The organism is Pelomicrobium sp., from assembly GCF_036803785.1.
GTDB lineage: Bacteria > Pseudomonadota > Gammaproteobacteria > Burkholderiales > UBA6910 > Pelomicrobium.
The window spans coordinates 18973-32537 of record NZ_DAIRTR010000017.1 but is presented as its reverse complement, the minus strand read 5'-3'; the positions used below and the strand labels follow the sequence as shown (position 1 = coordinate 32537).

Genomic DNA, 13565 nt, shown 5'->3' with positions numbered 1-13565 from the left:
CAAGTGGCTGGTGGGCTGGGGCATGGTGCCCCGAGGGGAGGTGGGCCTGATCTTTGCCGTGGTGGGTAAGGGCCTGGGAGTGGTGAGCGATGAGGTGTTTTCCGTCGTCGTTATCATGGTGATGCTCACCACCCTCATGACACCGCCGATCCTGGCCTTCTTGATCCGGCGGCGAGGCGAGGTGGCCGCTCCTTGAGCCGCGGAACGCTGCCCCACGGCGCAGCCCCGTGGCGGCGCTAAGGCACTGGCCAAAAAACATCTTTCGAAGGTATGATAGCGTTTACGTTGCAAGTGCCAGACCAGGCGGTCTACCCGGGTGTCAAGACGACAAACGCCGTGACAGAACGGCGGTCACGGGGCGGTTCTGTAAGCCGCAGGCCCCGGTCTTCGCAGCCTGCAGCGCGAATCGAGCTGTACCGTATCACTGCCTCAACAACAAATTGGAGGAAGCGATGAGCGAGGTAATGCGCAAATCCGGGATCGAACAACAACCAAATTCCGCCAAGGAGGAGAGGACCAAGACTTCCCGCCGTAAATTCCTGAAGGGTGCCGCTGCGGCGTCCGCCGGGGCGGCCGGCCTGGCCGGTTTCCCCATGATCGCCAGGGCGCAGCAGACCATTACCATGCGATTCCAGAGTACTTGGCCTACCAAGGACATCTTTCACGAGTACGCCTTGGATTTCGCGAAGAAGGTCAACGATATGTCGGGCGGGCGGCTCAAGATTGACGTGCTGCCCTCCGGCGCGGTGGTCAAAGCCTTCGATCTGATCGATGCCGTGCACAAGGGGACGCTTGACGGCGGTCACGGCGTCTCAGCCTACTGGTTCGGCAAAAACACCGCTTATTCCCTTTTCGGTACTGGCCCCACCCTTGGGATGGATGCCAATATGCTACTCGCCTGGGTTGAGTATGGCGGTGGTAAGGCGCTCTATGACGAGCTTCAACACAAAGTGATGGGCCTCGACGTGGAGGGTTTTCTCTATGGCCCCATGCCTACTCAACCTTTCGGCTGGTTCAGGAAACCCATCAAGGGCCTTGCCGATATGAAGGGCATCAAGTTCCGCACCGTAGGCTTGTCGATTGACAACTACAAAGAACTAGGCGCCTCGGTGGTAGCCATTCCCGGAAGCGACATCGTACCCTCGCTGGATCGTGGTGTGATAGACGCGGCCGAATTCAACAACGCCTCCTCGGACCGGCTGCTTGGCTTCCCAGACGTAACCAAGCACTGCTACCTGCAGAGCTACCATCAACCGTGCGAGTGCTTTGAGGTACTGTTCAACAAGAAAAAATACGATGCGTTGCCCGCTGACCTCAAAGCCATCATTCGCTTTGCGGCGCAAGCTTCGTCGGCTGACATGTCCTGGAAGGCTGTCGACCGCTATTCCCAGGACTACATTGAATTGCAGAAAGCTGGTGTGAAGTTCTATATCACACCCAAGGAAATCTTAGAGGCTCAGCTCAAGGCATGGGACAAGATCATCGATGAACAGTCCCAGAAAAACCCGTTTTTCGCCAAGGTAGTGGAATCCCAGAAGAAGTTTGCCCAACGCGCGGGCAAGTGGAACTTGGACACCAACGTGCCCATGGACCTTGCCTATGACCACTGGTTCGGCAAAGTCAATCCACGGCTTAAAGCTTAAGCAACAGTGCAAAAATATCCGGCGCCACTAGGCGCCGGATTTTTATTGGGGCTCCTCTATGGAACGGCTGGTCCATTTAATCGAGAGCATCAGCACCTGGTCCGGTAAGGCTTTCGCCTGGTGCATTCTATTGCTCACCGGGGTTACCTGCTACGACGTCCTAATGCGCTACATCTTTCGAATGCCGTGGCTGTGGGCCTACGACGTCGAATATATCCTCTACGGTGTTTTGTTCATGATGGCCGGAGCATACACTCTGGCGCGGGACGGTCATGTGCGGGGCGATGTCCTTTATGGCTTTTTCCCGCCGCGGGTGCAGGCCAGCCTGGATCTGGTGCTCTACTTCCTGTTCTTTATTCCCGGGGTCGCGGCCCTCGCCTATTCCGGAATCGACTTCGCGCACATGTCCTGGCAACTTCAGGAGCGATCCAGCGTCACGCCGGGCGGCCCCCCGCTTTACCATTTCAAGACCGTGATTCCCATCGCTGGCGCGTTGGTTCTCCTTCAGGGAATCGCTGAAATCATCCGTTGCGTCCTGTGCTTACGCACGGGGCAGTGGCCGCGTCGCGCCCACGATGTGGAAGAGGTGGATGTGGAGGAGATCAAGAAAACTCTGCGCGTGGAAGAGCCAGAGGTGCTTGAGACCCTAGCCAAAGTGGAGGGGGATGTGCGCAAGATCAGGCTGGCCCAAGAAAAGGAAGCTGCTCAAACGTCTAAGGAGAGGCGGTCGTGAAGAATCCGATGGTCGTAGGCCTGTCTGCCCTGATCGTTGTTGTTGTCCTGGTATTCGCCATCTTTCTCTCCGCAGAACAAATCACCCCAGGCCACTATGGCCTATTAATGCTGGCGCTGATCGTGGTGGCGATCCTGCTGGGCTTCCCTACCGCGTTTACTTTGATGGGCCTTGGCATGATTTTCGGCTGGATTGCTTTTCAGCTCCAGACCCCGGACTTGCCGGCTCTTAAAAATCCCATCTTCGATCTAGTCGTGCAGCGTACCTATGGAGCCATGACCAACGATGTGCTCATCGCTGTGCCGCTATTCGTTTTTATGGGTTACATCGTCGAACGCGCAGCCATCGTGGACAGGTTGTTCTACAGCGTACAGCTCGCTATGGGCAGATTGCCGGGGTCCCTAGCCGTGGCTACTATCGTCACTTGTGCAGTGTTCGCCACGGCCACCGGTATCATTGGTGCGGTGGTCACCCTCATGGGTTTACTTGCCTTGCGTCCTATGCTGCGTGCAGGCTACGACGTGAAACTGGCGGCAGGCTCTATTACCGCGGGCGGCTGTTTGGGCATCCTCATTCCGCCTTCTATTCTGCTGATACTTTATGGGGCAACGGCGGGCGTGTCGGTGGTGCGCCTCTATGCCGGGGCTTTCATTCCAGGCCTGATGCTCGCCGGGCTGTACGTGTTGTATGTCATGGCGCGCGCCCTTATCAACCCTCGGCTGGCGCCCCAGCTACCCAAAGAAGAACGCGATGTTCCGCTGAAAGACATCGTGCTTAATCTTCTCAAATCCTTCGTGCCACTTACCGCCTTGATCCTGGCAGTGCTTGGCAGCATCGTTTTCGGCTTGGCCACGCCTACCGAAGCGGCGGCCTTGGGCGCAGCCGGCGGATTGATCCTCGCGGCTCTTTACCGGGCTCTGACCTGGGAACGACTGAAGGAGTCGGTATTTCTTACCGCGCGCACGAGCGCTATGGTGTGCTGGCTATTCGTAGGCTCGGCTTTGTTCTCCGCTTCCTTCGCCCTCTTGGGGGGACAAGAGCTGATTGAGAAATGGGTGCTCTCCCTCAACCTCACGCCGCTCCAATTTATGATCTTGTCCCAGATCATCATTTTCCTCTTGGGATGGCCTCTGGAATGGACGGAGATCATCGTCATTTTCATGCCGATCTTCATCCCGCTCCTAGAGCATTTCCAGATAGACCCCCTTTTCTTTGGCCTGCTGGTAGCGCTCAATCTCCAAACAGCTTTCCTCTCCCCTCCGGTGGCCATGGCAGCCTTCTATCTAAAGGGGGTAGCCCCACCCCATGTTACCCTCAACCAGATATTCGCCGGTATGCTGCCCTTCATGGGAATCCAAGTGCTTGCCATGGTGTTGCTTTACGTTTTCCCTGGGATAGGGCTGTGGCTACCTAGTCTTTTGTACGATTGAGCGAAGAGTAAAAACCTAGGTGGGGTGCAGATGAGTGCGCTGGAGGCTGCTCAGGCGATCCGGGACGGGCGCCTGACTTCCGAAGAGCTGGTGCTGGCCTGCCTGGAGCGCATCCGCGCGCTGGAAGACCAGGTACAGGCGTGGGCCTTCCTGGATCCCGACTATGCCCTGGAGCAGGCGCGCCTCGCCGATGAGCTACGTCGGGAAGGCAAGGCCGTCGGGAGACTGCACGGGGTTCCGGTCGGTGTCAAAGACATCATCGACACTTACGACATGCCGACCGAGAATGGCACGGTCCTGCACGCAGGTCGGCGACCGCTCCGAGATGCCACCGTAGTGGCTCGACTGCGCAGCGCGGGCGCAGTCATTCTGGGCAAAACGGTGACGACGGAGCTTGCCACCTATAGTCCGGGCAAGACGCGCCATCCCATGGATCCCAGCCGCTCTCCGGGAGGCTCTTCCAGTGGCTCTGCGGCTGCGGTCGCCGCTGGCATGGTCCCCCTGGCGCTCGGCACCCAGACCAACGGCTCCGTCATCCGCCCGGCGGCATACTGTGGGATCTATGGCTTCAAGCCGACGCATGGATTGATATCCCGTGCTGGAATCTTGGCCCAGTCTCGCTGGCTGGACCACGTGGGTGTGATGGCGAGGAATCTGGACGATCTGGCGGTAATTGCCGAGGAGATCATCGGCTACGATGAACAGGACCCGGATACCCGGCCCGCAGCACGCCCCGCGCTGCTCGAGGTTTCTCATCAACCCCCCCCGGTAACGCCTCGCTTGGCGTTCGTCAAAACGCCGGCCTGGACCCGCGCCAGCGATGAGCTGCGGAAGGCGTTTGCTGAGCTGGTGGAGCATCTTGGGACAGCAGTGGAGGAAGTCACCTTGCCCTCGCTCTTCGATGCGGCTTACGACTGGCACCGCTTGATCATGGAAGCGGACATTGCCAGAAGCTTTGCGCGAGAATACGAGCACGGGTTTGAGCAGCTTTCCACTTCTCTTCGGGGCCAGATCGAGCGCGGTCGTCAAGTGACCGCAATAGACTACAATGACGCGGTCAGCCGTATCCCTTTGCTCAACAAGGCGCTTGCCGACCTGTTCGATCGCTATTACGCCATTCTCACTCCTGCTACCACAGGCACGGCGCCACTCTGGGAAGAAGGAACAGGGGATCCTGTCTTTTGCACCTTGTGGACGCTCTGTGGTACACCTGCTGTGACGCTCCCGCTTATGCAAGGAGAACACGGTTTACCATTGGGCGTGCAATTGGTCGGGCCTCGCGGAGACGATGCCCGCTTATTGCGCACGGCTCGATGGCTTGTAGCTCAAGTAGAAGCGTTGACGTAGTCGCAGGACTTGGGGCAGCGTTAGGGCCTATTTCGAGTAAACAAAGCGTTCGCCTCCGGGTAGGGAATCGCTCCTTGGTGCAGTGCCTGGTATGTGCCTTGAGCGAGGAGCTCCTTTGCAATCCGCCGCGTAAGTCCCATCGCCGCCCGCATGGGTCCCGAGCCTAGGCTCACACGCCGCACGCCCGCCTCCCCAAGCGCCGCGATGGGCGGGCAGCCGGGAGAAGCAAGCACGTTGAGGGGGCCTGCGATTTCCCGTGCCAGGGTACGGATGGTCTCCAGCTCGACTGCCCCGGGAACGAATAGGCAATCGGCGCCGGCTTCCCGATAAGCATTGGCCCGGGCGATGGCAAGCGGTAACCGCTCCCGGGCTTCTCCCAACCTGTGCCAGAAGACATCGGTGCGGGCGTTGATCACGAAGGGGACGCCCGAGCCGTCGGCTGCCCGCCGGGCGGCGCGAATCTTTTCCACCTGGAGCTGCAAATCGAATAGGCCCCCGTCGAAAGTGGCGTCCTCTAGGTTGATGCCCACCGCCCCCGCTCGGATGACGGCCTGTACCGTTTCGGCTACCGCTTCGGGCGTGTCCCCATAGCCGGATTCCATGTCGGCGCTCACGGGCACTTCCACGGCGCGGGTGATGCGCGCTACCGCTGCCAGCATTTCCTCTCGGGGGAGGCGCTCCCCATCGGGATACCCGAGGCTGAAGGCTATACCGGCGCTTGAGGTTCCCACCGCCGCGCAGCCCGCCGCTTCGAACAGCCGGGCGCTCGCCGCGTCCCAGGCATTGGTCAGAAGGAAGAGCCCTTGCCGGTGCAGGGCCAGGAAACGCCGCCCGCGGTCGATGTGTCCCGGATCGGGCGTCATGCGGGCCGCCGGTTCATCCCTGGGCGATGCGGCGGATGTGCCCGGCGTTGGGACAGAACTCATCGAACCCGTCCCGACGCCCCGCGTCGAGCCACGCCTGGCATCGGCTGCCGTGGGGGCAGCGGGGGCAGATTCGGACCGCTTGGGAAACTTCCCACAGGATGCCCGGTCGCCCCAGGCTGTCTAGGGCGACGCCCGAGCGCTCCACCATGCGGGCGAAGCGCAGCCGCTCCCGGGGTGCCAGCCCGCGCCGGACGGCCAGCGCCAGCGCCGCTCCGAAAGCCGCCACGAGCGAAAGGATCGCGGTCGTGAGTGCAGCGTCCATCGTGTTTCTCCTTTCGGCATCTGATATATCACTAATCTATCATGGGCCGCGAGGAGGGCTTTGATCCAGATCAAGGGTTCGGAAAGACTTGCGCGCCTCATTCGTCGAGGCGCGCACCGTCCCGATTGAGCCGGGCACGCACGTCCTCGCCCCGGAGCTGGCGCGGCTCGCACCCGTTCTCGAGGCACAGGGCTGCGGCATGTCCCGCCGCCTGTCCGTAGCTGAAGCACTGGGCGGTGACCCGGGCCGAGGCGATGGCCTCGTGCTGGGCCGAAAGGCAGCGGCCGGCGATGAGCAGCCCCTCACCCTGTTGCGGCACGAGGCAGCCATAGGGCACTTCGTAGAAGTCGTTAAGCAGCCACTCGACACGGGGTTTGTCGCCGCTGTGCAGCTCGATGGGCCAGGCAGAGCGGGCGATGCCGTCGCAGAACTTGCGAGCGCCCACCACGTCCTCGTTGGTAAGGAGCGCCACACCCCGAACCTGGCGGGTCTGGCGCACCCCCACCTGGACGCCGGTGTCGTTAACCCAGCTCGCCTCGCAGCCCGCCAGGTGATCGCGGAAGAAGCGGGCGTATTCCCGTACTTGGCGCCGCCCCTCCATCTCCGCTTCAGTGAAGTCTGCGCAATACAACGTGTTGAGCTCACGCCCGTCGGCGCCGAGGATCCGCGTGCAATTGCACAACAGCTCTCCGGGACGGGGCGTGGCGAACAGCCAGATCTTGGCTCTGGGCAGAAAGTACTGGCGGCCGTGGCAGGTGCGGATCAGCGCCGAAATCTGCTCCGGCATGATGGTGTCGGCACCGTAGGTGCGCAGAAACTTTTCGGTGTCCACGCCGCAGAGGCGGAAAATCATAGTGGGATTTTGTACCCGTCCTTGATCGCCGATGAATGATGGGAAGCCGGCCATGGCCACCACATCGGCGTCGCCGCTCGCGTCGATGGTGAAGCGGGCATGCACCGTGGCTGGCCCTTGCTTGGTGTAGAGCGCAAGACCCTGAACCCGCCCGCCTTCCAGCAGCACGCCGGTGACGGTGCTGTGGTAGAGCACCTGCACGCCCGCCTCCCGCAGCAGATCGTCGGCTGCTTCCCGCCATACCAGGGGATCGTGAACCCGGGTGTAAGTCTTCCCGTAACGAACGGGGGGACCAAGCCCTCCTTTGCGCTCCAGAAGCCCAGTAAACTCATGGGCGAAACCGAACACTACTTGTTTCGGCGGCTGCGCCGGGTCATCGCTCGCTTCGTATAGCCCGCATACGGTACCGGACATGCCAGCCACCGCACCGCCTCCACAAAAGCCATAACGCTCCACCAGGGTCACCCGTAACCCCTGGCGCGCTGCGGTGACCGCCGCGGCGACCCCCGCGGCCCCGCCCCCGGCGACGGCGACGTCGGTATCGATGCGAAAGGACGGACGCCTGTCTACGACAGCGCCCGAAGCTAGATGACTCATCGTCCCCTCAGGCTACCGCTGTGCTCGCTTTTCCGCCTGTTTCTGTTGCAGAGCGAAGATGGAAGTGTAGCCGCCGGACCAGTCGGGGGGCACCAGGCAGGGGCGTGGATCGTGGTGGGCCCACAGCGCCCGCTGGCCGCGGATGATGGCCTGGTCATACTTGGAGCGGATCGGGTTGACCGTGTAGGGGAACGCGTCGGCGGAGCTGTAGGTGAAAAGAAGCAGCGGCCGGCCCAGGTCGGAGAGGTTTTTGGCGGAATAGTGGAGGGTGCGGCAGTTATGGATGGTGAGAGAACCGGCAGGACCTGGCAAGAACACGGCCCGGGTGAGATCCAACTTCGCGAGATCTGCCTCCGACAGGCATCCGGTCCATTCTCCTCGTTCATTGTACTGGGAGAAAAGGGGCTCGATCTTGTGACTGCCCGGCAGTACTGCCAGGGGGGCCTGGTCCATGCTGCAGTCGTAAAGATAGGTTCCCACGGTGAGGGGCGAGTAGTTGGTGTGGGGCCAGAAAGCGATGTCGTAGTGCCATTTCACTTCCTCGCCCCCCTTGGCCCATTTGAAGTTGAGCTTGGAGTGGTGGAATTTGACGTCAGGGCCCACCAGGTCGGCCACGATATCCCCCAGCAGGGATTGGGAGCAATACTCCCAGAACACCGGATGCTGTTCCACCGGGTTCGATACCCGGCGCAGGCGCGGCGCCTCGGGCCGGTGATCCGGCTCCAGGTCGTAGATGGAATCGGACCGGGTGATCGAGCGGCTACGCTCCACCAGCGCCTGGGTAGCGGCGCGCAGCCGCTCGAGCCAATCCTCCGGGATGATTCTTTCCAGCAGCAGGTAGCCGTGCTCGAAGTAAAACTCCCGCTGTTCCTGAGAGAGCACGCGGGGGGGATAGGACAGGACTTGTTCCGGGGTCATGGCAGGATCTCCTCTATACGACGTTACCGGAAGCCCAAAACCTTCTCGGGCAACCAGAGCACCGTCTGGGGAAAAATGATCACGATGAAAAGAGTCGCGACCTGAAGCAGGATGAACGGTATCACTCCTTTGTACATGTCCATGAGGGTGATCGATGGGGGTGCAATGCCGCGCAGGTAAAAAATGGCGGGCGCGAGCGGCGGCGTAAGGTAACTCGTCTGGATGATGATCAAAAACAGGATGCAGAACCACACCGGGTTGAACCCGGCGGCGTTCACCAGCGGCATGAAAATGGGGATGAAGATGAGGAGGATCGAAATCCAGTCGAGGACGAAGCCTGCCAGGAAGCAGATAGTGAGCAACAACGCCAGCAGAGCCCAGGGCCCGAGATCGAGGTGGGCCACCAGCTTGTTCGTCAGGTCGATCCCGCCACTCGCGAAAAACACCCCGGTGAAGATGGTACCGCCCAGCAGGATCGCCATGATCATGGAGGTGATGCGCAGAGTCTTGAGCACTGCGTCCTTGAGGGTGGCGAGACTGAACTTGCGGTAAAGTATGGTGAGCAGGATCGAGCCAAAGGCTCCCAGGCCTGCCGCTTCAGTGGGGGCGGCCAAACCGAAGATGATCGACCCGAGTACCGCAAGAACCATCAAAACCGGCGGTATCAGAGCGTAAAACGTGATCCTCAGACGGTCAGAGAGCGGCGGGTCCTGTGAACCTGGAGGAATTCGCGGACCGTAGTCCGGCCTGATGGCGCACAGCAGGAAAATGTAGAGAAGATACAAACTGGACAAGATCAAACCTGGAAAGATCATGCCGACCAACAGATCGCCTACCGACACGTTGGCCACTGGTCCCAGCACCACCACCACCACCGAGGGAGGAATGATGGTCCCGAGGGATCCGCCGGCGCAGATGGTGCCGCAGATCAGGGGCTTGTTGTAGGCGTATTTCAACATTGCCGGGATGGCGAGGAGGCCCACCACCGTTTCGGTGGCACCGACCACGCCGGTGGAGGCAGCGAAGATCACGCACATGACCACCGTGCCTAGGGCGAGGCCCCCGGGCAGACGCCGGGTCCACAGGTGCACCGCTTCAAAGAGCTTTTCGGCGATGCCCGAGCGCTCCAGCATGGTGCCCATGAAGACGAACAACGGCACGGCAGCCAGCACGTAATTGGACGCGATGTCCTCGATTTTTTCCATGAACTGGAAAATCACCGCGTCGTGGAACACGAGGTAGCCGAAGAAAAGCGCGGTGCCCATCAGGGCGAAGGCTACCTGTACGCCCATGAAAATGAGGACGAACATCGCCAGGAGCATGAAAAGCGCCAGGTAATCCATCATTGTTTTTCTCCTGGCAGCTGCTTGCCCGCCAGAGTAAGGCCGCAGCGGATGAGCTGGGCGGCTGCCTGTAGCGCGAGCAGCGTGAAGGCGGCGAAGAACACGGCCCGGTACGGCCAGATGGGGGGATTGAACGCCGACATGCCCGAGCGCTCCTGGGTCTCGTAGGCTTTGAGCGCCTTCTCCCAGAGGCTCGCGGAGAGCCACAGGCACAAAGGCAGCACCAATACCACATAGGTGAACGCGTCGATCAGCGCCCGCACGCGCTGGGAGACGTGGCCATAGAGCAGGTCCACTCGCACGTGCTCGTTCTCCCGCAGGGTGTAGGCCATGCCGATCAAGAAGTGGGTGCCCATCACCATGTAGCCGATCTCGAACGCCCAGAGGGTGGGCTCGTTGAGCACGTATCGGGAAAAGACCTCGTAGCAGCTCGCGGCGATGAGGGGGACCACGAGCCAGGCGGCTACCGCGCCGCTTGACCCGCTCACACGGTCAAGGAATCGGAGCAGTGGGATCATGGCAGTCAAGGGCTGGCGAAGCGCACGTGCCGCAAGTGGGGCAGCGGCCACGAGCAGTCTCGACACCGGGCCGGCGAATGCGCGGTAGCGCCCTCGCCGGCCCGAAAATTAGTTACGCCTGCTTCACCTTGACGTTGCGGTAGCGAGGTGCATCTTTCCACAGCACCTCGAACTCGCGCTGGCTCTTGTAGACCTTTTCGAACCAGGGGTTGCCAGCCTTGGTTTTCTCCGCCCAGGCAAAGCCCCGCTCCCGGGCGGCGTACTGCACTTCTTCGTCTAGCTCGACGATCTCGTTGCCGGCCTTACGGTAGAAGTCGAGCGCTTTGGCATCCTCATGGCCGATGCGGGTGAAGGTTTCGAAAGTGACCAGCTTGGCCGTGAGCTCGATTAATTTCTGATCGTTGGGCGAAAGCTTGCTCCACACGTCCTTGTTGATACAGAGCTCGAAGGGCGCCGTGGGCTGATGCACTCCCGGGATGATGAGGTATTTGGCCACCTTGTAGAAGCCTGGTGTGATGTTCTCCCACAGAGTGCCCCACTCGGTAGCATCGATTACTCCCCGCTCTAGGGCCGGGTAAATTTCGCCTCCCGGCGTGGTCACCGGGGAGGCGCCCAGCTCTTTGGCCATCTCGATCCAGGCGCCAGCGGTGCGCAGCTTAAGGCCCTTTAGGTCCGCCAGGGTCCTCACTGGCTTGCGTGAATGGAGGAAGACTTCGGCGGTGCGAATGAACAGGGGCATCGAGACGATGCCGAATTTCTCGTCCCGGAACTGGCGTTGCAGCTCGGCGCCGCCGGCCTCGTACAGCCAGTGCAGCATGTACTCGGAGTTGAAACTGCCGGCATAGCCGCCGAAGAGCACGGTGGTCGGGTCTGCGCCCCAGTCGTAGCCCATCCAGGTGTGGCCCATTTCGGCGATGCCGTTCTTGACCGTCTCCGAGACCTTGAGCGCGTTGCCGAGCGCCCCGCCCGGGAATACCTGCACCTTCATCCGGCCGCCGGACAGGAACTCAAGACGCTCGGCGAATGCCTTGGCGCCGATATCCATCAACGGCCCCCCGGCCCACCCGGTGGCCATTTTCCAGTGGTAGCTGGGTCCCTTCTGTTGGGCTGCCGCTTCCCGCGCAAGCGATGCTGTGGCAGTCAGAACGCCCGCCGCACCGAGGCCTTTCAAAGCATTTCTGCGACTCTGCCGCATATGCCCTCCTCCTATGGCAAGTTGGTCGAACGAATCAGGCGGTCTGCCGCACGGACATGGCTTCCGCTTGGGCTTCCCGCGGGGACTCCTCCTGGTTCACCCAGCGATCCATCTTGGCCCGCACCTCTGGCTTGACATGCTTCATGCTGTAGCCGTTGAACAGGTGCCCCAGCAGGCCTCGGTTGAGGTCGCTAGTTCCCATCAGCCAGTCGGCGATGGGGAAAGTGAGGTTCATGTTGATGTCCATCATGATGCCCTTGTTGTGGTGCACCGTATGGTGACGTCGGATGGTGTTGATAAAGGGCATATAGCGCACGAACCAGTTGTCGCGCACGTGGCAGCAGTAGTGGAACGTTTCATAGATCAGGTACTGGCCGATGATGGTGATCATCAGGATGTAGCCGGCGTTGGGATTGATCAGCCACCCGAGCAGGAAGGCGAACGGCGTGCCAAGCGCCATAAAAGTGAAGAGCGCCCGCCAGGGGAAGAAAATGATGCGCCATTCGCGGGTGGAGTCCACTGTCATCTCGTTATCAGTGAAGTATTGGTGATGCTCGCGGGTGTGGCGTTGGTAGATGGCACGCAGAGCGAACACATCCACTAGCCGGTGCATCACGTTCTTGTGGATCCACCATTCGAACAGGTTGGAGAGCAGGAAAATGGGGATCACCAGGAGCCACTCCCAGGTGGCGTTTTCCAGGCGGGAGACGCACCACCAAATAGCGGCGGCACCCACCACGTAGATCACGCCGATGTGGAACGGCCCGTTGTACAGCGGGTGGATCTTGGACTTGTATTGCTCGCGGAACTGGCGCTGGCGCTCGCTCATAGCGTGGCGCTCGACCAGAGTGGGCTCGGACGCGATGGATTTCATGGCTGCCTCCTTCGACTCTACCGGATCTTGCGCTGGTCTAGTTATCCAGCCGCAGATATACCAATAGTGTCTATATCAGGTATTACTGATATATGACTGATATACTAGTATACGAGAACAAGAACGCTTGTCAAGACAGGCAAGGAAGGGGGTGCTGCTGCTCTCGCTTCAGACGTCGGTGCTGACGGTGGCGCGGGTGAACTCTTCCACGTAGTCAATGAGGCGGTCGCAGGCTTCCGCGGCAGCCTTCTCGTCGCCACTGGCAATCGCACGTGCTTCGTCGGCGTGCAGCTTTGCAGCGCGGGGCATGTCGGCCACCTGCTTGTAGTGGATATACCAAAAGCGCCGCGACAGGGAGTGCACGAGACCCATGGCGTTGGCAGCGAATTCGTTGCGCGCTGCCACCAGACACAGCTCGTTGAACTCCCGGTCGACCCGCATGAAGGTGGTATCGTCGTTGGTGCGCGCGGCTTGCTCGAAGCTGTCTGCGAGCTGGTGGAAGCGCTGGCGCTCCTCCAGTGTCGCCCGGCGGGCGGCGCTGCGGGCGACCAGCCGTTCCACCTCGCGCCGCAGTTCGAGCAGGCGCAATTGGCTCTTCACGTTGACTTCCGAGACCATGATGCCGCGCCGCGGGAGGATGATCACCAGGCGCTCCCGGGCGAGCCGTTGCAGTGCTTCCCGAATAGGGGTGCGGCCGATGCCCAGTTGCCGGCTCAGGACGCTTTCGGAGACTGCGGCGCCCGGGGGGAGCTTCAAGGTGACGATCAGCTCTTCCAGATCCCGATAAGCCCGGTCGGTTAGGCTTTCGCCGGGTTGATCGGCGCGCGGGCGGGAGGGGCGCGAGCGCGGGACGCGGGCCGGGCGGCGCGGAGTAGCGCTACGGGCCCCGGCGCCCTTGAGACTGTTACGAGGCAAGGCGCACCTCC

The 13565-nt window shown here is 61.1% G+C and carries 14 protein-coding genes; 5 read left to right on the top strand and 9 right to left on the bottom strand.

From position 1 onward, the window contains the following. The 5 genes from V7Q81_RS03580 to V7Q81_RS03560 form a co-directional block, all read left to right on the top strand. Positions 1-196: cation:proton antiporter domain-containing protein (locus V7Q81_RS03580; protein WP_333840411.1), on the top strand; the 196-nt coding region annotated here is incomplete at its 5' end. 256 nt (positions 197-452) lie between these two features. Next, positions 453-1643: a TRAP transporter substrate-binding protein gene (locus tag V7Q81_RS03575; RefSeq protein WP_442954747.1), complete on the top strand. Its 1191-nt coding sequence runs from the start codon at positions 453-455 to the stop codon at positions 1641-1643. A 58-nt stretch (positions 1644-1701) separates the two neighbouring features. Next, positions 1702-2376 carry a TRAP transporter small permease subunit gene (locus V7Q81_RS03570; RefSeq protein WP_333840409.1) on the top strand — a complete coding sequence of 225 codons (675 nt, stop codon included), beginning with the start codon at positions 1702-1704 and terminating at the stop codon, positions 2374-2376. Positions 2377-2483: 107 nt separating this feature from the next. After that, positions 2484-3806 (top strand): TRAP transporter large permease, encoded by a 1323-nt coding sequence (locus V7Q81_RS03565; RefSeq protein WP_333840413.1) that lies wholly within the window; start codon positions 2484-2486, stop codon positions 3804-3806. 30 nt (positions 3807-3836) lie between these two features. Then, on the top strand, positions 3837-5153 hold the full coding sequence (locus tag V7Q81_RS03560; RefSeq protein WP_333840407.1) for an amidase: 1317 nt from the start codon (positions 3837-3839) through the stop codon (positions 5151-5153). 20 nt (positions 5154-5173) lie between these two features. Here V7Q81_RS03560 and V7Q81_RS03555 read toward each other — a convergent pair whose 3' ends face one another. The 9 genes from V7Q81_RS03555 to V7Q81_RS03515 form a co-directional block, all read right to left on the bottom strand. After that, the gene (locus V7Q81_RS03555) at positions 5174-6016 is read right to left on the bottom strand and encodes an isocitrate lyase/PEP mutase family protein (protein WP_333840405.1); all 843 of its coding nucleotides are present in this window, start codon (positions 6014-6016) and stop codon (positions 5174-5176) included. 13 nt (positions 6017-6029) lie between these two features. After that, on the bottom strand, positions 6030-6341 hold the full coding sequence (locus tag V7Q81_RS03550) for a DUF6455 family protein (RefSeq protein ID WP_333840403.1): 312 nt from the start codon (positions 6339-6341) through the stop codon (positions 6030-6032). 97 nt (positions 6342-6438) lie between these two features. Further along, positions 6439-7791, bottom strand: coding sequence for an FAD-dependent oxidoreductase (locus V7Q81_RS03545; protein ID WP_333840401.1), 1353 nt, complete (start codon positions 7789-7791; stop codon positions 6439-6441). A 12-nt stretch (positions 7792-7803) separates the two neighbouring features. Further along, positions 7804-8709, bottom strand: coding sequence for a phytanoyl-CoA dioxygenase family protein (locus V7Q81_RS03540; RefSeq protein WP_333840399.1), 906 nt, complete (start codon positions 8707-8709; stop codon positions 7804-7806). A 23-nt stretch (positions 8710-8732) separates the two neighbouring features. Then, positions 8733-10055 carry a TRAP transporter large permease gene (locus V7Q81_RS03535; RefSeq protein WP_333840397.1) on the bottom strand — a complete coding sequence of 441 codons (1323 nt, stop codon included), beginning with the start codon at positions 10053-10055 and terminating at the stop codon, positions 8733-8735. Continuing rightward, complete coding sequence (locus V7Q81_RS03530; protein WP_333840395.1) at positions 10052-10540, bottom strand: TRAP transporter small permease subunit; 489 nt, start codon at positions 10538-10540, stop codon at positions 10052-10054. Before V7Q81_RS03530 ends, V7Q81_RS03535 begins: the two co-directional genes overlap by 4 nt. Positions 10541-10682: 142 nt before the next feature. Next, the gene (gene dctP, locus V7Q81_RS03525) at positions 10683-11765 is read right to left on the bottom strand and encodes a TRAP transporter substrate-binding protein DctP (RefSeq protein WP_333840393.1); all 1083 of its coding nucleotides are present in this window, start codon (positions 11763-11765) and stop codon (positions 10683-10685) included. Positions 11766-11799: 34 nt separating this feature from the next. Next, the gene (locus V7Q81_RS03520; protein WP_333840392.1) at positions 11800-12639 is read right to left on the bottom strand and encodes a sterol desaturase family protein; all 840 of its coding nucleotides are present in this window, start codon (positions 12637-12639) and stop codon (positions 11800-11802) included. A gap of 168 nt (positions 12640-12807) precedes the next feature. After that, positions 12808-13554: a GntR family transcriptional regulator gene (locus V7Q81_RS03515; protein WP_333840391.1), complete on the bottom strand. Its 747-nt coding sequence runs from the start codon at positions 13552-13554 to the stop codon at positions 12808-12810. Between the last annotated feature and the right edge of the window lie 11 nt (positions 13555-13565).